Origin of the sequence: Niveispirillum sp. BGYR6, assembly GCF_027568365.1 — a bacterium.
Taxonomy (GTDB): Bacteria; Pseudomonadota; Alphaproteobacteria; order Azospirillales; family Azospirillaceae; genus Niveispirillum.
Genome location: NZ_JANLNL010000012.1, coordinates 130837 through 149613, shown reverse-complemented (window position 1 = coordinate 149613; position 18777 = coordinate 130837). Strand labels below are relative to the sequence as shown.

At 67.1% G+C, this 18777-nt stretch carries 14 protein-coding genes; 1 reads left to right on the top strand and 13 read right to left on the bottom strand.

The genetic code is table 11. The features are described from left to right. The 9 genes from PCJ49_RS21010 to PCJ49_RS20970 are packed head-to-tail and all read right to left on the bottom strand — an operon-like array spanning position 1 to position 7008. Positions 1 to 405: a hypothetical protein gene (locus tag PCJ49_RS21010; protein WP_269912669.1), complete on the bottom strand. Its 405-nt coding sequence runs from the start codon at positions 403 to 405 to the stop codon at positions 1 to 3. Further along, positions 402 to 992, bottom strand: coding sequence for a type II secretion system protein GspM (gspM, locus tag PCJ49_RS21005; RefSeq protein WP_269912668.1), 591 nt, complete (start codon positions 990 to 992; stop codon positions 402 to 404). The genes PCJ49_RS21010 and gspM overlap by 4 nt, the downstream gene beginning before the upstream one ends. Beyond that, positions 979 to 1926 carry a PilN domain-containing protein gene (locus PCJ49_RS21000; protein WP_269912667.1) on the bottom strand — a complete coding sequence of 316 codons (948 nt, stop codon included), beginning with the start codon at positions 1924 to 1926 and terminating at the stop codon, positions 979 to 981. Before PCJ49_RS21000 ends, gspM begins: the two co-directional genes overlap by 14 nt. Further along, positions 1923 to 2735, bottom strand: a complete 813-nt coding sequence (locus PCJ49_RS20995) for a hypothetical protein (protein WP_269912666.1) — start codon at positions 2733 to 2735, stop codon at positions 1923 to 1925. The genes PCJ49_RS21000 and PCJ49_RS20995 overlap by 4 nt, the downstream gene beginning before the upstream one ends. Further along, positions 2719 to 3333 carry a prepilin-type N-terminal cleavage/methylation domain-containing protein gene (locus PCJ49_RS20990; protein ID WP_269912665.1) on the bottom strand — a complete coding sequence of 205 codons (615 nt, stop codon included), beginning with the start codon at positions 3331 to 3333 and terminating at the stop codon, positions 2719 to 2721. Before PCJ49_RS20990 ends, PCJ49_RS20995 begins: the two co-directional genes overlap by 17 nt. Before the next feature lie 8 nt (positions 3334 to 3341). After that, a complete protein-coding gene (locus PCJ49_RS20985; protein ID WP_269912664.1) occupies positions 3342 to 3734 on the bottom strand; it encodes a prepilin-type N-terminal cleavage/methylation domain-containing protein in 393 nt (130 codons plus the stop codon). Next, complete coding sequence (locus tag PCJ49_RS20980; protein ID WP_269912663.1) at positions 3721 to 4143, bottom strand: prepilin-type N-terminal cleavage/methylation domain-containing protein; 423 nt, start codon at positions 4141 to 4143, stop codon at positions 3721 to 3723. Before PCJ49_RS20980 ends, PCJ49_RS20985 begins: the two co-directional genes overlap by 14 nt. Further along, the gene (locus tag PCJ49_RS20975; RefSeq protein ID WP_269912662.1) at positions 4127 to 5317 is read right to left on the bottom strand and encodes a type II secretion system F family protein; all 1191 of its coding nucleotides are present in this window, start codon (positions 5315 to 5317) and stop codon (positions 4127 to 4129) included. Before PCJ49_RS20975 ends, PCJ49_RS20980 begins: the two co-directional genes overlap by 17 nt. Positions 5318 to 5322: 5 nt before the next feature. After that, positions 5323 to 7008, bottom strand: coding sequence for a GspE/PulE family protein (locus PCJ49_RS20970; RefSeq protein WP_269912661.1), 1686 nt, complete (start codon positions 7006 to 7008; stop codon positions 5323 to 5325). Positions 7009 to 7202: 194 nt separating this feature from the next. On the opposite strand from PCJ49_RS20970, the gene gspD reads away from it, so the two are divergent. Then, the gene (gspD, locus tag PCJ49_RS20965; protein ID WP_269912660.1) at positions 7203 to 9356 is read left to right on the top strand and encodes a type II secretion system secretin GspD; all 2154 of its coding nucleotides are present in this window, start codon (positions 7203 to 7205) and stop codon (positions 9354 to 9356) included. 49 nt (positions 9357 to 9405) lie between these two features. On the opposite strand, the gene PCJ49_RS20960 is transcribed toward gspD, so the two are convergent. The 4 genes from PCJ49_RS20960 to PCJ49_RS20945 are packed head-to-tail and all read right to left on the bottom strand — an operon-like array spanning position 9406 to position 18634. Further along, positions 9406 to 11142, bottom strand: coding sequence for a hypothetical protein (locus PCJ49_RS20960; protein WP_269912659.1), 1737 nt, complete (start codon positions 11140 to 11142; stop codon positions 9406 to 9408). A 1-nt stretch (position 11143) separates the two neighbouring features. Beyond that, entirely contained in the window at positions 11144 to 13657 is a 2514-nt protein-coding gene (locus tag PCJ49_RS20955) for a glycoside hydrolase family 2 protein (protein ID WP_269912658.1), read from the bottom strand. Beyond that, positions 13654 to 16701 carry a GH92 family glycosyl hydrolase gene (locus PCJ49_RS20950; RefSeq protein WP_269912657.1) on the bottom strand — a complete coding sequence of 1016 codons (3048 nt, stop codon included), beginning with the start codon at positions 16699 to 16701 and terminating at the stop codon, positions 13654 to 13656. The genes PCJ49_RS20955 and PCJ49_RS20950 overlap by 4 nt, the downstream gene beginning before the upstream one ends. Further along, positions 16694 to 18634 carry a sodium:solute symporter family protein gene (locus PCJ49_RS20945; RefSeq protein WP_269912656.1) on the bottom strand — a complete coding sequence of 647 codons (1941 nt, stop codon included), beginning with the start codon at positions 18632 to 18634 and terminating at the stop codon, positions 16694 to 16696. Before PCJ49_RS20945 ends, PCJ49_RS20950 begins: the two co-directional genes overlap by 8 nt. Positions 18635 to 18777: the final 143 nt, after the last annotated feature.

Genomic DNA, 18777 nt, shown 5'->3' with positions numbered 1-18777 from the left:
TTAATGTGTATGTGGCAGCACGGCGCCCACGGGCAGCCGGATTTCAGCACCTTCGGCCCCGGCCAGCCGCACGCCCCCCGGCTCCACCGCCAGCAGGCGCCAGCCGGCCTGTTCCTGCCCCGGCAGCCAGGGCCGGGCCACGCCACCCTGCAGCAGCAGGGCACGGCCCCCGCCTGTGCCGCCCACCACCGCGCCGACCAGCCGCACCTCCCCCGATGGCGCCGTGCTGGCGGGGGCGGCCGTCGCCTCCCCCCGGCGCGATGGCGTGAACAAAGGCCGTTCCACCAGGGCCGACAGGCTGGCCGGCGGCGGCAGATGATAATCTGCCTCTGCCAGCGGATCAGCGGCGAACACCGGCAATGGGGCAGGCAGCAGCAAGCCCAAAAGCAAAGCCCGTTTGATCATTCCGCACCCCCTGGCACCGGCTTGCGCATACCGCTGACGGTCAGCGTCAGCGACAGGGGTGCCCCCGCCTCCCCACCGGCTGCCAGCCGCATCCCCACCACGATCAGCCGTGGCTGCCCGCCTTCCAGCCCGTGCAGAAGGTCGCGCAGCTGGGCATGGCTGAGGGCGGCATCCAGCCGGGCGGTGATGCGCTGATCACCGCCCGCCGCTTCCGGCAGGTCCACCGGTTCCACCAGCCCGGTGCCGATCAGCCGCCCGCCCACAGCGGCCAGCCGTTGGCCCAGCAGGGCCTGCAGGCTGGCGGCAGCCAGATCGGGGCTGTCACCGGGCAGGTAATCGGCGGCCAAGCCATCCAATGTTGCCAGCGCCGCCTGTTCGGCCAGCAGCCTTTCCACCCGCCCCGCCAGGGTGCCCTGGGCCTGGCGCTGCAACTCGGCGGCCTGGATGGCGGCCCGCTGTTCCAGCAGCAGGTCAGCAATCGGCCAGACCAGCAGCAGCAGGAACAGCAGCCCCAGCCCGGCACTGATGCCCAGATAGAGCTGGCGGGCGGCGACCGGATCGGCCAGCCTCCGTTCAAGCGGGTTCATCGGCGCTCACCATGAAAGAAAGGTGGAAACGGTCGCGCCCGGCATCGGCCCGCAGCAAGGCCGCCTCAAACCGCACATCCTGCAGGCCGGGGGCGGCGGCCAGCAGGGCCGGCAATGCCGCCCCATCACCGCTATAGCCCAGCAGATGCACCCGCCCGCCTTCCAGGCGCAGTTCGGTCAGATAGCTGTTATCGGGCAGCAGCCGGCTCAACCGGTCCAGCAGCAGCACCATGCTGGGGGCCGCCCGGCGGGCGCTGACGGCGGCCAGCGTGTCGGCCCGCAGCCGGGCCAGCCGGATGCCCAGGCTGCGGGCCTGTGCCGCCTCCATCTCGCCGGCCGCCAGTTCGGTGCGTAACTGCGACAGGCGACCTTCCTGCAACACTGCCAGCGACAAGGGCGGGGCCAGCAGCAACAAGGCCAGCAGCAGCAGGCGCGGCGGCACCCGCGCGCGCTTCGGTTCGCCAAAGGGCAGCAGGCTGCCATCGGCCAGCAACACGCCCTCGGGCAGCGGCAGGCCCTGGGCCGCTGCCGCCGTCAGGGCCGGGGCCAGCCGGTTGCGGGCCAGCAGGGAGACCCGCACCCGCAACTGGCCGGCATCCGCCGCCGGCCCCGCCACCTGCGCATCATAAAGGGCGGCATCGGCGGATAGCGGCGTCCAATGGCCCAACTGCATCCCCACCACCCGGCGCAGATGGGCGGCCGCCCCGGCCGGTACTTCGCGCTCCAGCACCAGGGGGCGCACATCGCCCAGCACCAGCCGCCAGGGCCGCTTATGCCGGGGGGTGCCCCCGGCGGGCGGGGTCAGCGTGCTGCCATCCCACTGCCAGCGGGCCGGTTCCGGCCCATCGGCCACCAGCCAGCCCGGCAGGGCATCCTTGGTGCGCTGCCACCACCAGCCGGCCAGCCGCCGCAGCATGTCGCCCGCGCTGTTCATGATGCCTCTTCCATCAAACGGATCTCCGGTGCCGGCTCGCGCCATTCCAGAATGCGAAAAGCCTGGGCGCCCTGGATGGTGATCCAGACCACGGCTTCCGCCGTGGCCAGCGCGCCATCCGGCGTGCGGGCCGCCACCCGCAGGGTGAACAGGCTGCTGGGCGGGCCACCCGGCATCAGCCCCAGCCCGGCCAAAGCCACCGCATCGCCAGCATCCCGCAGCCCGGCCAGCCCCGGCCAGCGGGCGCGCAGCCCCGCTGCCATGGCGGACAGGCGCAGCTTGCCATCGGCCATGGCCGGCCCATGCACGGTCAGACAGGGGTAAATCCGGGCGAAGCCATCGGGCGACAGCGCCGCCCCCAGCTCCAGCACGCTGTGCCAGGGTTCCCCCGTCTGGCGGCGGCGCTGCAGGGCCTGGGTCAGCGCCGACAGGTCAGCCGCCGGCAGCAGGGCACCGGCCACAGCCAGGATGCGGGCCGGGGGGGTGCGGTTCAAATCCATCCGCCCCGCCTCGTCCCACAGCCATAGGGTCAGCGTGCCTTCCGGTTCTGCCACGGTCCGCGGGGTGCCATTGGCGGGCAGGCGGCGGGCGGGGTCGGGATGCACGGCCAGCATCACGCCCTGGCTGAGGCCGGTTTCCAGCAGCGCGCGGGCGACGGCGATCTGGTCGGCCCCGATCTGGCGATGGATGGCGTGTTCCGCCGTGGTGGCGATGCCGGCGGCCAGCAGGGCCAGCCCCATCGCCACCCACAGCGCCATCGGCAGGGCGATGCCGCGTTGGCGGGAACGGTTTTCAACCCTGGCGGTCACGGCACCAGCCCTCCCCCAGCGTCAGCACACAGCCCCGGTCGGTATCGGCCCGCACCGGCACCACCAGGGCCGGCAGTTCCCGCCCGCCCGCTTCCACCGACAGGCGCACCAGCCGGGGCCAGTGCTTGGCATCGGCCCAATCCGACACCCAGCCCTGACGCGGATCATCCCCGCGATAGGAGAGGCGGAAGCGGTAATCGCCTTCTGCCAGCACAGTCTGATAGGGCGGCTGGCCGGGCCGGGTCTGGCGATAAAGCAGCCGCCCTTCCTCCACCAGGATGGCGGCAAAGGCCAGCCCGCCCCGGCCCGGCAGCGGCGCATCGACCAGCGGAAATTCCAGCCTCTCAGCCCTGGCGATCAGCCAATAGCGTTCGCCGCCGGGGGCCAGTTCGGTCAAGGGCAGGGCGCGGCTGATCTGCCGGCGCAGCACATCGCGCAGCAGGAAAATATCCTCCGCCCGGTCGGCCTGCGCCATCACCCGGCCGCGTGCCCGGCCCAGGGTGCCGAGCGCGGTGGCCGCCACCGCCATCACCAGCCCCAGCACGATCAGCGCCACCATGGCTTCCAGCAGGGTGAAACCCGCCTGTTTCCTGCGCAAAGCCCGCCTCATGGTGCTGCCACCAGCTTTGTGGTGGCCAGTGACAGCACCGGCCCCGCCGCATCAGCCACACTGATTTCCACCCGATAAGCGGCCATGCCGCGCGCGGCGGCGGCATCAAAGGGCGGGTCCAGCCGGGGGGTGACACGCAGGGTCCAACGCCAGTCGCCACTATGGCCGGGATAATCACCGGGGGTCAGGCGCTGTTCCACGCCCAGGGCGGCGAACTGCGCCTCGGCAATGCTCTGGGCCAGGGCGCGGCGTTCCACCGATCGTGCCGCCCGCCCGCCGCCGGACATCAGGCTATAGGCCGGGCCCAGCACCAGGGCCAGCAGCAGCAGGGCCAGCATCGCCTCCAGCAGGGTAAATCCCGCCTGTCCGCCTCGGTCAGCGCGCATCATGCACCACCCGGCCGGTCAGCCAGTCCACAGCGATGGCGCGTTCGCCCCCGTGCGGGCCGCGCAGCCGGATATCCGCCCCGCTGGCGCTGCCATCGGGCAGGAAGCGCAGCCGGGCCAGCCCATCCGCCCCCCGCTCCACCTCCCCCGCCACGGTCAGGCTGGTGCCCTGCGAAAGCCCGCGCGGGTCCAGGCTGATCTCCACCGCGCGGCCCTGGCGCACCGCCTGATCGCGGGCGGCAGCCAGCCGGCTGGCAAGAAGGCGCGTATCGCCATCCAGCCTGGCCCCGCCCGATGCCAGACGTGGCGCCACCAAAGCCGTCGCTACGCCCAGCAGCAACAGCACGACCAGCATTTCCAGCAAGGTGAAGCCCGCCTGCCGACGGCGCGGCCGCTCAGAATGGCAGGTCATTGATCGATACCAGGGCCAGCAGGATGGAAACGACGATGCCGCCGACAAACAGCGCCAGCAGCAGGATCAGGGCCGGCTCCAGCAAAGCCAGGAAGCGCTTGATGGCGGTTTCCAGCTTGTCCTCATACATCTCCGCCAATTGTTCCAGCACCTCGGCCAGCCGGGCGCTCTGCTCACCCACGCCGATCAGGGTGACGGCCAGATCGGGCAGCGGGTGACCGGGCGGCAGGGCCGCCGTCAGCCCGCGCCCGTCGCGCACCCCGTCGCGCATGGCAAGCAGGGTGGCGGACAGCACGCGGTTGCCCGCCATATCGGCTGCCAGTTCCAGGGCGCGCGGCAGGGCGACGCCGGCCCGCAGCAGCACCGACAGGCCGCACGCCAGCCGGGCCAGCCCGGCCATCAGCACCATGCCGCCGACCAGTGGCAGGCGCAGCAAGGTGCGGTCGCGCCAGGGTGCCAGCCCCGGCCGCCGCCAGACCAGCCAGCCCAACAGCCCCAGGGCCAGCAGTCCCACCAGCGCCACATCGCCCCAAGCCAGCATGAAGCCGGACAGGGCCAGCACCAGCTCTGTCGCCGGTGGCAGGGCCTTGTGGGCATTGGCGAACAAGGGCGCGAATTGCGGCACCACATGCAGCAACAACAACATCAGGGAGCCGACGGCGACGAAACACAACACCGCCGGATAGATCAGGGCCGAGGTGACGGCGCGCGTCACCCGCCGCTGCCGCTCCAGCAGTAAACAGAGCTGCTCCAATACCATATCCAGGGCGCCGGCCCCTTCGCCGGCCCGCACCATGGCGGCGTAAAGCGGCGGGAAGCCGCCGGCCCGCGCCAGTGCCTCCCCCAGCCCCGCCCCGCCGCGCAGCCGTTCCAGCGCATCCAGCAGACCGGGGCGCAAGGGTTGCGGGGCCAGCCCATCGGCCAGCAGGGCCAAGGCGCGTTCCAGCGGCAGCCCCGCCTTCAGCAACAGGCGCAGTTCCCGGCTGAACAGCAGCAGATCGCCCGCCCCCGGCCCGGCCGGCAGGATCAGCCGACGCCCCACCGGGGCCACCTTCACCGGCAACCAGCCCTGGCCGCGCAGCCAATCCAGCAGGGCGGCTGCATCGCTGGCCTGCCGCCGGCCGCTGCGTTGCTGCCCGCCGCCATCCAGCGCGGTATAGTGGAATTCCGGCATGGGGGTCAGTCCCCCATCTCGGTCACGCGCGCCACCTCGGCAAAGCTGGTCAGCCCGGCCAGCACGCGGGAAAGCCCGTGCTGGCGCATCGACCGCATCCCCGCCGCCCGCGCCGCCGTCTCCAGTACCCCGGTAGACGCCCGTTCCACCACCAGCCGGCGCAGGGTTTCATCCAGGCGCAGCATCTCAAAAATCCCGGCACGGCCGGCATAGCCGGTGCCGCCGCAATGTGGGCAACCGACCGGGCCCAGCAGCAGCGGCGCCGCAGCCCCCGGTGCCAGCAACCCGGCGTCGCGCAAGGCGGCCAGGGCCGCCGCGTCCGCCGGTTCCGGGGCCTTGCAGCGGGGGCAGAGCAGGCGGACCAGCCGCTGCCCCACGACACCGCGCAGGGTGGAGGCGATCAGGAATGGCTCCACCCCCATTTCCAGCAGCCGCGTCACCGCACCTGCGGCGGAATTGGTGTGCAGCGTGGTCAGCACCAGATGCCCGGTCAGGGCCGCCTGTACGGCAATGTCGGCTGTTTCCGTGTCGCGGGTTTCGCCCACCAGAATGACATCCGGGTTCTGGCGCAGCATGGAGCGCAGCACGGTGGCAAAGCCCAGCCCGATGGCGGGATGTACCTGCACCTGATTGACCCGCGCCATCTGATATTCCACCGGGTCTTCCACCGTCAGCACCTTGCGGGTGGCGGCATCGATCAGGCGCAGGGCGGCATAAAGCGTGGTGGTCTTGCCGCTGCCGGTGGGACCGGTGACCAGCACCAGCCCGTGCGGGCTGGCCATCATCCGGCGCAACGCCGCCTCATCCGCCGCATCCAGCCCCAGGCCCGACAGTTCCATGGCCCCGACAGAACCATCCAGCACGCGGATCACCACGCTTTCGCCATGCACCGTGGGCAAGGTGGAAACACGCAAATCCACCAGCCGCCCGCCCATGCGATGGCGCACCCTTCCATCCTGCGGCAAGCGGCGTTCGGCAATATCCAGCCCGGCCAGGATCTTGATCCGGCTGACCAGGGCGCGGGCCAGGCTGGGCGGCGGCGGCGGGCGGTTCTGCAGCACCCCATCGATGCGGTAGCGCAGCACCAGCGCATCGGCAAAGGGCTCTATATGAATGTCGGAGGCGCGGGCCTTCACCGCCTCGTCAATCAGATGGGCCACCAGCCGCACCACCGGCGCCTCGCTGGCCTGATCCTTCAGCCGGTCCAGCGCCGCCTCTTCCAGCGCCTGATCGGCGGCGGCATCATCCAGGATACGGTCCAGGGCGCTGGCCCCCCCGCCATGGCGGGCCTGGAACGCCGCTTCCCATTCCGGCAGCGGCATGAAACAGAGCCGGGGCGGCTGCCCCAGCGTCAGTTCCACCGCATCCAGCACATCAGCCCCCACCGGATCGACGGCGGCCAGCAACAGGCCGCTATCATCCAGCCCCACCGGCAGCAGCCGGTGGGACAGCAGCCAATGCGGCGACAGGCCGGCACTGTCGGGCAGATCATCGGCCAGATCGTCGCCGCGCAGCAGCGGCACCGCATAATGGCGGGCCAGGGCGGCGGCCCGTTCCAGCGGCGTGACCAGCCCAAGGTCCAGCAGCACCTGATCCGGCGCGCGCCCATCGGCCGCCGACAGGGCCAGCACCCGCTGACGCTCGCCATCGTCCAGGCGGCGCTCCGCCAACAGGATATCCAATATCGTCATGGGCCTTGAATCAGCATTGGCGGCAGATTTGCCGCGCTTGCCTTCCATATGACTTATTTCTGCAATGGTTTCGCGTCGTGTTTTTGACAAAAATATTACAAACGGTGGATTGATTACAGATTGATGACGGTCACGAATAATCCTTGTCTTGATGCCGCCCCCGGCGGCACTTTCCGGCGCCACCAGATGCCGGGATGATGATGCGCACCATTTCCACTTTACGGGCCGGGCTGCGGTCCGGTGCCAGCACCATGGCCCTTGTTCTGCTGCTGTCCGCCTGCGCCAGCCGCCAGGGGGAGGCACCGCCGCCGCTGGCGCTGGATCATCTGTCGCTGGCGGCCCCCAAGGGCGGGGCGGAGGGGACCGCGCCCAAACCGGTGACCAGCCACAGCAGCACCGCCCCTTTGATCGTCAAGGGCAGTCGCCCGCCGGTGCCGGTGGCGGCCGATGAACTGGCCGTGCCGCCAGGGCCGGCACTGCATCTGCGTTTCACCGATGCGCCGTTGGCCCTGGTGGTGGATACGGTGCTGGGCGACATGCTGGGGATGGCGCACAGCATCTCCCCCGCCCTGCGCAACACGGTCAGCATTGACAGCGGCCGCGAACTCTCCCCACGGGAGGCTTTGCGCCTGCTGGAAAATGTGCTGGCTGGCCAGGGGGCCGTGCTGGTGCGCGGCGGGGATGGCACCCTTGCCGTGCTGCCCCAGGCCGAAGCGGCCGGCAATGCCCGCACGCTGGGGCTGGCCAGCCCCAATGCCCCGGGTCTGGCGGTTTCCGTGCTGCCCCTGCGCCATGTCGCCCCGGATGTGGCGCAGGCGCTGGTGGCCCCGCTGGTGAAGAATGGCAGCGTCACCGCCGACCCGCGCCTGGGTCTGCTGCTGGTCAGCGGGCCGGCACCGGAGCGGCAGGCGGCGGCCGACCTGTTGCGCGGCTTTGATGTGGATTGGATGGCCGGCCGTTCCGCCGGCCTGTTCCCGCTGAGCCAGGCCAGCCCCGGCCCGCTGGTGCGGGAGCTGGAGGCGATTCTGGGCGCCCAGGGCGATGCCGACCCCAGCTTGCGCCTGCTGCCGGTGGAGCGGCTGAATGCGGTGTTGGTGATCGCCAGCGATGCCGCCCGGCTGGAAACGGCCGCCGGCTGGGTGCGCCAGCTGGATGGCGGGGATATGGATACCGCCCGGCTGCGCATTTTCAGCCTGACCCATGCCGACGCCACCCGCGTGGCCAAGCTGTTGAACCGGCTGTTCACCGGTGCGGCGGCGGGCGATGCGACGGCACCGGCCATGAAGGCCATGCCGGTGCCGGCCGTCAGCACCACCAGCAGCAGCGGGACGGGCACCAGCAGTGCCGCCAGCAGCAACAGCACCGCCATGGCCGACAATGCCGCCCGGCTGTCGGCCATCAGTGCCGATGCCGGCGGGGCGGCCCCGCCGGAACCTGCGGCGGGCAGCGGCGATGATACCCCGCGCATCATCCCCGACCCGGCCAATAACAGCATCCTGGTCCATGCCAAACCCCGGCAGGCAGAGATTATCGGGGAGGCGGTGGCCAAGCTGGACATCGCCCCGTCGCAGGTGCTGATTGAGGCGACGATTGCCGAGGTCACGCTGAATGATCAGTTGCGCTATGGGGTGCAGAGCTATTTCCGCGGCGATGGCGGCGATGTGCAGGGCGGCTTCACCCTGAACAGTACCAGCAGCAGCCTGCGCCCGATCAGCAAGGTACCGGGCTTCAATCTGGTGCTATCCAGCAATGGCGATCCGCGCGTCGTGCTGTCGGCGCTGGATCAGGTCACCGATGTGCGCGTCATCTCCTCCCCCCAGGTGGTGGTGCTGGACAGCCAGGTGGCGCAGCTGCTGGTGGGTGACCGGGTGCCGGTGCTGACCCGCACCACCCAGTCGGTGGATAATGCCAACTCGCCCATCGTCAGTTCGGTGGATTACGTCAATACCGGCGTCATCCTGCGCGTGGTGCCCCGCATCAGCCAGAGCGGCAAGGTGACGATGGAGGTCTATCAGGAAATCTCCAACGTCTCCGGCACGCGCAACAGCGGCAACCTGACGCCCACCATCTCGCAACGCCAGATCACCTCCAACGTGGCGGTGGATAGCGGGCAGACGGTGGTGCTGGGCGGGTTGATCTCTGAAACCCAGGAAAGCGGGCGCGACGGCATCCCGCTGCTGTCATCCCTGCCGGGCGTGGGCGCCCTGTTTGGGGAAAAGCGCTCCACCAAGACCCGCACCGAACTGATCGTCTTCATCACCCCGCGCGTCATCCGCGACGAGCATGAGGCCGAGGCGGTGACGGCGGAACTGATGACACGGCTGAAGGGGATTCAGCCGCTGAGGTAGGGGTAAGGGTGAAAGCAGCGCTGACCCTGGAAAGGCCGGTTGTCCCGGCCTACCGCCCCTCCCCCACGCCACACCCCTCATCCATCACCACCCGCCCCAGCGTCACCGGCTGGCGCGCTGTTCCCGGCAGCACCAGCGACAGCCGGCGCAATGTCCCCTGATCGGCCACGCACCAGGCCCGCATCCGCCAGCCATTGCCCTGTTCCAGCGGCAAATCCACTTGCCCGCCATCGGCCAGGGTCAACCGCAGCGCCGCCCCCGGCCTGGCGGCATCGGCGGCCACCCGCACCGACAGCGCGCCACGCGCCGGCAGATCCAGCAGATAAAGCGGGATTTCCACCTTGCCGCTGAAGGGCTGGCCCAACACCGCGCGCAGGGCATTACCGCCCTGATAGGCACGGTCGAAATCAAAACCGATGTCCAGCGCCGCCCCCGGTGTCCAGGCAAATTGCCAGGTCGGCAACACATCCTGTGCGCCCATATCATGCCAGGCCCCGCCGACAACGCGGCCCCCTTCTGCCCGCAACCGCCCATGGCCGGTGCTGAAGCTGGTGGCAAAGGGCAGGCTGGTGACGCTCGACCGGGCCGGCACCAGGGCGGAGATACCATCCCAGCCGGCCCGATCCGTCACCGCCATATTGCCATCATCCCCGGCAAACAGCCTTTGTTCGGCGGCATAGAAGCGCGTCACATCACGCGCATCGCTGGCAAAGCGGCTGAAGGCGGGGGCCTTCTCGTCCCCGTCGAAATTGAAATTGAAGTTGGGCGCGAACAGGCCGATGGAGCCCAAAGCCTTGCCATCGGCCCCGCGCAGATCGCGCAGCCAATGGTCATTGCGAAAGGCCGGCTGTTCCTTGCGGGCGGGCCACAGGTCAGCCCCGATGAACAGGTCATAGCGGGAGCGACCAACGGATTCCGCCAAGGCTGCCCCCTGGCGCAACCCGTCACCCGTCCACCAGTAATTCAGGAACATGCCGTCAGCCGTGGCGGCCGCCCCATCCTGCAGAAATGGCAGGTTGCGCCGGTTCAGCGCGTTCTGCCAGCCGACCGCGCCATTATCCGGCAGCATCGCATCATACCAGTGAATTTCCTGATCCGCCGGCGCGATGGCCTTCAGATAGCGCATGAAGGCCAGAACCTTGGCCGCCAGGGCTTTGGCCTGCGGGCTGCTGGGGCCGCGCACGACCTTGCCATCCGGCCCCTTCACCTCATTCAACCCGGTTTCCTGGTTGATGAACCAGCCATCAAACCGGTAATGCCGGGCGATTTCCACCATGTGGTCAGCGGCGGGAAAACGCCCCTGCGCATCCTGCACCAGAAAGCTTTCCAGCGTTTCCGGCCCGCCGCCCCAGGCGACGGGGGCGAAAAACAGGGTGCCGATCACCTTCACCCCATGGCGGTGCGCCGCCTCCACCCAGGGCCGCGACGGGATGGCCAGCGGGGCCGCCGCATTGCCGGCAAACCAGGCCAGAATATCCACCTGCGGCCAATGGCTGAAGACATAGCGGTTGAAGCTGCCATCGCCGGCCGCCCCCAGATTATCCATGCCATCGGGGGCCAGCATCACGCGTGCGGCCGGATCAAACCGGCCCGCCCGGTCCGGCTCCGCCGCCGGGTCGCTGAAGCGCCGGGCCAGCGGCACGGTGGAGATATTGCCCGCATCTGCCGGCGGCACCCAGCCCAGCACATCCGCCACCGACAGCATCCGCTTTGCCTCTGCCGCCCCAACCGGGGCGGTCAGTGCCAGTGTGGCGGCAAGCGTGGTGATGGCCAGGCCCAGGTGCATCTCATTCCCCCTTTTTGGTGCTGCCATGGACGGACATGACGCGCAGGCTGGCCGGATCGAACGCCCGCCCATCGCGCGGATGGATGCGCTTGGCTTCCCCCGGCAGCAGGTCGAAGAAATTATCGCTGAAATTCAGCGCCCTGGCCCCGCCATCCAGCGGATCGGCCAGCACCAGCACCCCGCGGGCATAGCGTTCGGCCCGCACCTCCACCCCGCCATCATCGCAGATGGCAAGGGTCAGGCCCGGTTCCGGCAAGTCCGCCGCCAGCAACGGGGCCAGCGGGTGGATATAGCGGGCCACCTGTTCCGCCCCCTCCAGCAGGCGCAGTACCAGCAGCGCCTTGTCCGCCGGTGCCGGCGGGTCCAGCCGTGCCAGCAGGGTGGCGTGGTTGGCCTGCACCGTCACCGCCTGTTCAGCCGACCAGATTTCCCCGCCAGCCAGATCGATCAACCGTGCCTGCAGCACTAGCGACCGGTCGGCCATCAGGTCGGAAATGGCGTGGATATCCAGCCCGCCCTGGCCCGCCGTGACCGACAGGATCAGCGGCGCGAAGGAGCGGGCGGCCTGATAATGCAGCGCCTTCCAGCGCCCGTAATAATCGATGCTGGACCAGGAAATCGCCGGCCAGCAATCATTGATCTGCCAATAAAGCGATCCCATGCAGAACGGCATATTGCGGCGGTGCGCCTCAAACGCCACGCGCAAGCCATCGGCCTGCACCATCTGCCCCAGATAGCAGAAATCGCCAAAGCTGGCGGGTTCGCCAAAATGCTGCGCGATGAAGCGGCTGATGATGGCATTGCCGCGCGGATGCTTTTGATGCACCCCCATCACCGCACTATCCTTCGACCGGTCCGCCGGTTCCGTGAACCGTTCGACCGAGGGCAGCAGCGGATAGGATTGAAATCCGTATTCGCTCATGAAGCGGGACAGGCGCGCGTCATAGGTGGCAAAGGGCAATTCCCCATGCCACACACCCCAATAATGGCCATCGCCCTTGCCATCCTCATCGGCATGTTCCCAATAACCGATGGGGGAGGAGGCGAAGTAAAACCGGCCGGCATCATGGGCTGCGACAATGCCGGGCAGCAATTCATCGAACAGCCGGCTGTTGCCGGCCACCATGGCGCTATATTGTTCGGGGGAATAGCCGAACTTGGCCGGCCAGTCCCATTTATCGATCCCCATGCTGATTTCATTATTGCCGCACCACAGCGCCAGACAGGCATGATGGCGCAGCCGCTTCACCGCCTGTTCCGCCTCCACAGCCACGCTTGCCATGAAGGCGGGATCGGACGGGTAGAGCGTGCAGGAGAACATGAAATCCTGCCAGATCAGGATGCCGTTTTGATCGGCCAGATCATAGAACAGGTCATCCTCATAGGTGCCGCCGCCCCAGATGCGCAGCATGTTATAATTGGCACCCACGCAGTCCCGGAATAATTGCCGGTATCGTTCCGGCGACATGTTTTCCAGAAAACTGTCGGGCGGGATGTAATTGGCCCCCTTCATGAAGGTGGGGCGGCCATTGACCTTCAGATAGAAGCTCAGGCCCTGTTCGTCCGGCTGGCTCACCACCTCCACCGTGCGCAGGCCGATGGCGCGTTCCATCCGGTCCAACTCGTTTCCCTGCGCATCGCGCAGGCACAGGTGGAACCGGTAAAGGAACGCCTCGCCCAGGCCATTTGGCCACCAGCGGCGGGGCTGGTCGATGCGGATCACCAGCCGCTGTTCCTGCAAACCGGCATGGATATCCAGATCGACGGACAGCGGTTCCACCCCCGGCTGCTCGCAACGGATTTCCAGCCGGGCGGCCCCCAGCTTCAGCCCTTCCAGGCCCAGGCGCAATTCCACCAGGGCCACATCATCGGCCAGCCGGATCAGGCGATGGGCGAATTCCACCAGCCGGGCCTGCCTGACCGCCTCCACCCAGATGGGCCGCCAGATGCCGGACGGCACCTGTTTCGGCCCCCAATCCCAGCCGAAATGATAGGGCGCCTTGCGGGAATAGACGCTGGCCTTTACCGCCGTCTTGTCATTTTCCGCCGGATAGAGAAACCCGTCCCGCGCCTGCAGCGCCGCCGCGCGGGTGACGGGGGATTGAAAGTAAACCCGCAGCAGGTTTTCCCCCGCCCGCAGCAGCGGGCCGCAGGGCACCCGGTGGCGGTGGAACATATTGTCCGACACCAGGATTTGCTGACCATTCAGGCTGACCGTGGCATGGGTATCCAGCCCATCGAACAGCAGCGCCAGTTCGTCCGCGCCATCCAAACCTGCTGGCAGGTCAAAGCGGCATTCATATTCCCAATCCGCCGCCTCGATCCACTGGAAGTGGTTTTCATTGTCGCGGTGGAACGGGTCGCCAATCACGCCCTGGCGCAGCAGGTCGGTCACGTTGGAACCGGGCACCGTTGCCGGCAACCAATCGGCATCGCCCGCCTTGCGGAACCGCCATGTGCCGGCAAGCGGGCTGCGGCTGCCACCGATGGCCATATCCTGGGTCTTATTCGTCATTGCAGAATGATCTCATCAACAAAAAGCCAAGCGGGCCGTCCGGGCGCGCTGAGTGTGGGCGGCATGTCGCCGTGGGAGAAAATGCGGATCTGGTAAAGTGGTGCTGCAGCGCCGCTGACGGGAACCTGCACCCGCTCCACCTGCTGGCGGATGGCGGGGGCGGGCGGCACATCAACGGCCCCGCGCAGGGTCAGCGATGACGCATCACCCCCGGCCCATACCTCCACCCGGCGGGGCAGCATGATGCCGTTCATCGGGTCATCCAGCGCGCCCAGGGTCACGGTTTTCGCCTGTTTGGCCGTGCCCAGATCGATATTGGCGGTGATATCGCCGGTGCGCCCGGTCCATTTCTTGTCGCCATAGAATTGCGTGCCCTGCACCTGATCGATCAGCATCGATCCATCGGCCTTGCCATAGGGCACCTTGTCCTGATCCAGGCGGATACGCGGATATCCCGCCGCCAGCCCGGCGGTGATGGTGCGGAAATAGCGTTTTTCGAACACGGCACTTTGCTTGGCCCCGCCCAGCACCACCGCTTTCAGGTCGCTATCCCCCGTCAGGCGGATCGGCCCCTGATACAGCGTGGATTGCGGGCCGGGCTGGCTGCCATCCAGCGTATAACGGATCTGCAGCCCCTGGTTCAGGCTGGTCAGTTCCACCGAACGGGCATCCGCGAAATAGGCGCCATCCGCCGGATCATAAGGTGCCCAGGGCACCGGCGGGGCCGCCACCAGGGGCTGCTTATCGTCAAACGCCCCCAGGCTGGTCTGTTCCGGCTTGGCGGCAAAGGCCGGGTTGGGCTGCGGCCCCATGGCAAAGCGCAATTCCCCGCCCGCCATGATCTGTTCATGGTGGATGAAGCTGTTGGGATAGGGCTTCCCGTTCAGCCGCACCGACTGCACATAGATATTCCGGTCGGACAGATTGTCCGCAATCACGGTAAAGCGCTTGCCATTTTCCAGCCGGATACTGGCGCGCGGCTGGTAGGGTGCGCCCAACTGATAGGTCAGATCACCCGGCGTGACGGGATAGAACCCCAGGGCAGAGAACAGATACCAGGCCGACATCTGGCCCAGATCCTCGTTATTCACGATGCCATCGGGCCGGTCGGCATACATCTCCCGCAGCACGCGGTTGACATATTGTTGGGTCTTCCAAGGCTGGCCGGTCAGGTTATAGAGATAGGGCATATGGTGCCCCGGCTCGTCCCCATGGCCGTATTTGCCAACGAAGCCGGAAATATCCACATGCTGCTCACCTTCCACCGGCGTCTCATCAGTGAAAATCCGGTCCAGGAACTGGGCATAGCCCTGCCGCCCGCCATGCAGGCGGATGGCCGCCTGCATATCCTGCGGCGTATAGGTGCTATAGGCCCAGATATTGCCCGAGACATAATGCCGGTTCAGGCTGTCCCAGCGGTTGGTATCCAACGGCGCAAAGCGCCCATCGGCCAGCCGGGGCAGCAGATAGCCGGTCTTTTGATCGAACAGCAGCCGGTATCCAGTGGCCCGCGCGGCGAACAGGGCGGCATCCTCAGCCTTGCCCAGCTTGGCCGCCACCTGGCCGATCACCCAATCCTGATAATTCTGCTCCGTGGTTTTGGAAACCGAACTGGCCACATCCGCCGGCACGAAACCATAGGCGAGATACCCCGCCATGCCATTGCCATCATAGACATTGCTATGTTTGGTCAGATCAAAGGCACTGGCGCGGATGGCCTGATAGGCTGCCTGCTTATCGATGCCGGGAATATCCTTCAGCACCGCATCGGCGATGGGCGAGGTGATGGCATAGCCGATCATCACCCTATTATCATGGCCCACCGCCTCCCACGCTGGCAGCAGCATCCCGGCATCGGCGTGGCGGGAAACCATGCTGGCCACCATCTCCCCGGTCTTGCGCGTGTCGATGATGGTCAGCAGCGGGTGCAGGGCGCGATAGGTATCCCAGCTTGAATAATTGCTATATTGCGGGATGCGGGAATGCCGCACCTGCCCGCCCGCATAATAATCCCCCGTCACGTCGGAGATCAGGCTGGGCGCGATGGATGCGTGATAGGCGGCGGTATAGAAGATGCGCTTCTTCACCGCCGGCACATCATCAATGGCGATGCGGCCCAACCGCTCCCGCCACAGGGCTTTTGCCTCGGCCAGTGCCGCATCAAAGCCCTTGCCCGCCGCTTCCGCCTGGAAATTGGCCGACGCCCCTTCCAGGGAGGTGTGGGAGATGGCCACCGCCACCTCCACATCCGCCCCGCCCGCCGGGTCGAACGCCAGCGCCGCCTTGATCGCCGGCCCGGTGGCGGCTTTGCCCGTCACCGGTTTGTCCGCCGCCGTCACCTGTGCGGTAAACGGTCGGGAAAAACGGGCGTGGAAATAGACCTTGCGGTCGCCCGAACTCTGGCTGACCGCGTGTTTCCAGCCCCGCACCTCCCGGTCGGACAGAATCTCGATGCTGGTTTCCAGCGTATGGTCGCCCACCCCATGGGTGGGGTCCAGAATGATGAATTGCGGGGCCGTGCCGTTGAAATGATAGCGGTGGAAACCGGCGCGCGGGCTGGCCGTCAATTCGGCCTCCACATCCGGTGTCTCCAGATGCACCCGGTAATATCCGGGCTTCGCCACCTCCCGCGCGTGGCTGAAGGCGGAGCGATAGCCGGTGACGGTGCCATCAGAGATACCGGCCCGCGTATCCCCCTGGCGCGCCGGCATCAGCAATATGTCACCCAGGGCCGACAGGCCCGCCCCGCTGATATGGGTATGGGCGAAGCCTTTGATCACGCTGTCGCTGTAATGATAGCCCGATGTCCAGTTCCAGCCATCTCGGTCGTTGGACGGCGATAGCTGCACCATGCCGAACGGCGTGGTGGCACCGGGGAAGACATGGCCATTCTGCCCCGTGCCGATGAACGGATCGACATAGGCGCTGGGGTCGCTGACCGCCCCCACCTCTGCCTTAGCAGGCGCGGCGGGCGACACGGACCAGGGCAGGGCCACCCCCGCCAGCAGCAGGGCGGCCAGCGTCAAAGCGGTTGATTTACGCATGGGAAACGGCCCCCTTGGCCGGCAAATCGTGGGCGGTGGCGGCGGGCGGCGTGTCGGCCAGATTGGCCGGCCCCGTCACCCCATCCGGCCAATCGGCCAGCCGGCGATACCAGGTGCGCCACAGGATGGCACCGCCCAGCCCCACCACGGCCAGGGACAAGGCCAGCGCCCCCCAATTCTTCACCACCAGGAACACCGGCACCGCCACCAGGGCCGTTTGCAGCACCGTACCGGTGATGATGTTGAACAGGTCGCGGCCAAAATCCCGGTTGGGGGTGATGGCGGGGTTTTCCGCCGCCAGCGCACGCTGCACCGGCCCCCAGAAGCCCCAGGGCCGCACCTGCGCATAAAACCGCTTCAGCACCGCCATGTCGGTGGGCGGGGTCAACAGCGTGGCCGCCACCGCACCCACACCCGACACGGCGATGATCAGCGGGAACAGGTAGAGCGGCAGCAGCGACCCCAGATGCGGGAAATGCGGCCCGAACAGATAGGGGAAGCTCAACGAACAGACGATACCCGCCAGCATCCCGGCGAAATAGCCCTGACCGTTGAAGCGCCACCAATACCATTTAATGACATTGGCCACCGTGTACCCGCCCCACAGGCCGGACACGATCCATTGCAAGGCGTCATTGATGGAGGAAACGAACAGCCCGATCCCCATCGACAGCAGAACAATCCCGGTGGAGACGCCATAGCTCATCCGCACCAGGGTTTTCTGTTCGGCCTGCGGGTTGATGTAGCGGCGATAAACATCGTTGACGACATAGAGCGGGGCGGCATTCAGGCTGGACGCAAAGGTGGCCATGAAGGCGGCCAGCAGCCCGGTAACGATCAGCCCCAACATGCCGGCAGGGGCAAAGGCGCGGATGGCCGCCGGCAGGATGCTTTCAAAATCCACGCCCGACGGGCTGACCAGATCCAGCCGGTCGACATAAACCAGCGCCAGCACGGTAAAGCCGGCAATCATCAGATAGCGGATCGGCATCAACACCACGGAAACAAAGCCTGTCAGCCGGGCGGCATCACGCGGGGTGCGCGTGGCCAGGATGCGCTGCATGTCATATGAGGGGGCCGGCCCGGCGGCACTTTTCAGAATGCCAGAAAAGATCATCATCATGAATAGCGGCCCGAACAGGCCGAACCCGTCGGCGGCAATCTTCTGCTGTACCGGCGGCAGGATATTCTGCCAGTCCAGCCCCAGATGCCAGCCGAAGAACGGGCTCATCCAGCCATCCGGCGTGGCGGCGGCCAATTGCTCCGGCGTCACCAGCATCATGGCCAGCACGGCGATGAAGACCGATGCCACCGCCATGATGGAAAATTGCAGCACATCGGTCCAGACAATGCCCGGCATCCCGCCCAGCACGACATAGAGCGTCACCAAACTGGTGACGATGACGGCATAGACATTGGGCACCATGGCGCGCGGAATATCGATGCCGACATAGGGGGCCACCATTTCCCACGGCACGAACAGTTCGACGAATTTTCCAATGCCGACAAAGGCATAGACCAGAAAACCGATCACGCAGATCAGCGCGAACAGCACCACCGACAAATGCGAGGCACGGGCCCCAGCCCCGCCGCCGAAGCGGAATTCAATCCATTCCGCCCCGCTGCGCACATTGGACCGGCGCAGCCACAGGGCCAGAAAGGCCATCAGGAAAATCTGGTTGAACACGGGCCAGAGCCAGGGCAGCCAGATGCTTTTCAGGCCATAGACGAACAGCAGCGTCGTCAGCCACATGGTGCCGGAAATATCGAACATGCCCGACGCATCGGACAGGCAGAGCAGATACCAGGGCATTTTCTTGTTGCCCAGGTAATAGCTGTCCACGCTCTGCGCTGCCTTGCGGCGCAGACCAAGCGCAATCAGCAGCGTTGCCACCAGATAGGCGGCAACAATCAACCCGTCGATCATGGACATGCCGTCCGCTCCCTATGTTCCTGTCTTTGAAAGGATTATTATTCTTTTATGGTCTGTTGTGCCGGGGGTGGTGGAATTTCAGCAGCAGGCCGATCCTTTACGCCTCTCTCACCGTCACCCCACCTCAGCGCTTAAACTGTGGC

Coding starts and splice junctions, on each gene's coding strand:
- PCJ49_RS21010 (WP_269912669.1), bottom strand. CDS start 405: ATGATCAAACGGGCTTTGCTTTTGGGCTTGCTGCTGCCTGCCCCATTG.
- gspM (WP_269912668.1), bottom strand. CDS start 992: ATGAACCCGCTTGAACGGAGGCTGGCCGATCCGGTCGCCGCCCGCCAG.
- PCJ49_RS21000 (WP_269912667.1), bottom strand. CDS start 1,926: ATGAACAGCGCGGGCGACATGCTGCGGCGGCTGGCCGGCTGGTGGTGG.
- PCJ49_RS20985 (WP_269912664.1), bottom strand. CDS start 3,734: ATGATGCGCGCTGACCGAGGCGGACAGGCGGGATTTACCCTGCTGGAG.
- PCJ49_RS20980 (WP_269912663.1), bottom strand. CDS start 4,143: ATGACCTGCCATTCTGAGCGGCCGCGCCGTCGGCAGGCGGGCTTCACC.
- PCJ49_RS20975 (WP_269912662.1), bottom strand. CDS start 5,317: ATGCCGGAATTCCACTATACCGCGCTGGATGGCGGCGGGCAGCAACGC.
- PCJ49_RS20970 (WP_269912661.1), bottom strand. CDS start 7,008: ATGACGATATTGGATATCCTGTTGGCGGAGCGCCGCCTGGACGATGGC.
- gspD (WP_269912660.1), top strand. CDS start 7,203: ATGATGATGCGCACCATTTCCACTTTACGGGCCGGGCTGCGGTCCGGT.
- PCJ49_RS20960 (WP_269912659.1), bottom strand. CDS start 11,142: ATGCACCTGGGCCTGGCCATCACCACGCTTGCCGCCACACTGGCACTG.
- PCJ49_RS20955 (WP_269912658.1), bottom strand. CDS start 13,657: ATGACGAATAAGACCCAGGATATGGCCATCGGTGGCAGCCGCAGCCCG.
- PCJ49_RS20950 (WP_269912657.1), bottom strand. CDS start 16,701: ATGCGTAAATCAACCGCTTTGACGCTGGCCGCCCTGCTGCTGGCGGGG.
- PCJ49_RS20945 (WP_269912656.1), bottom strand. CDS start 18,634: ATGTCCATGATCGACGGGTTGATTGTTGCCGCCTATCTGGTGGCAACG.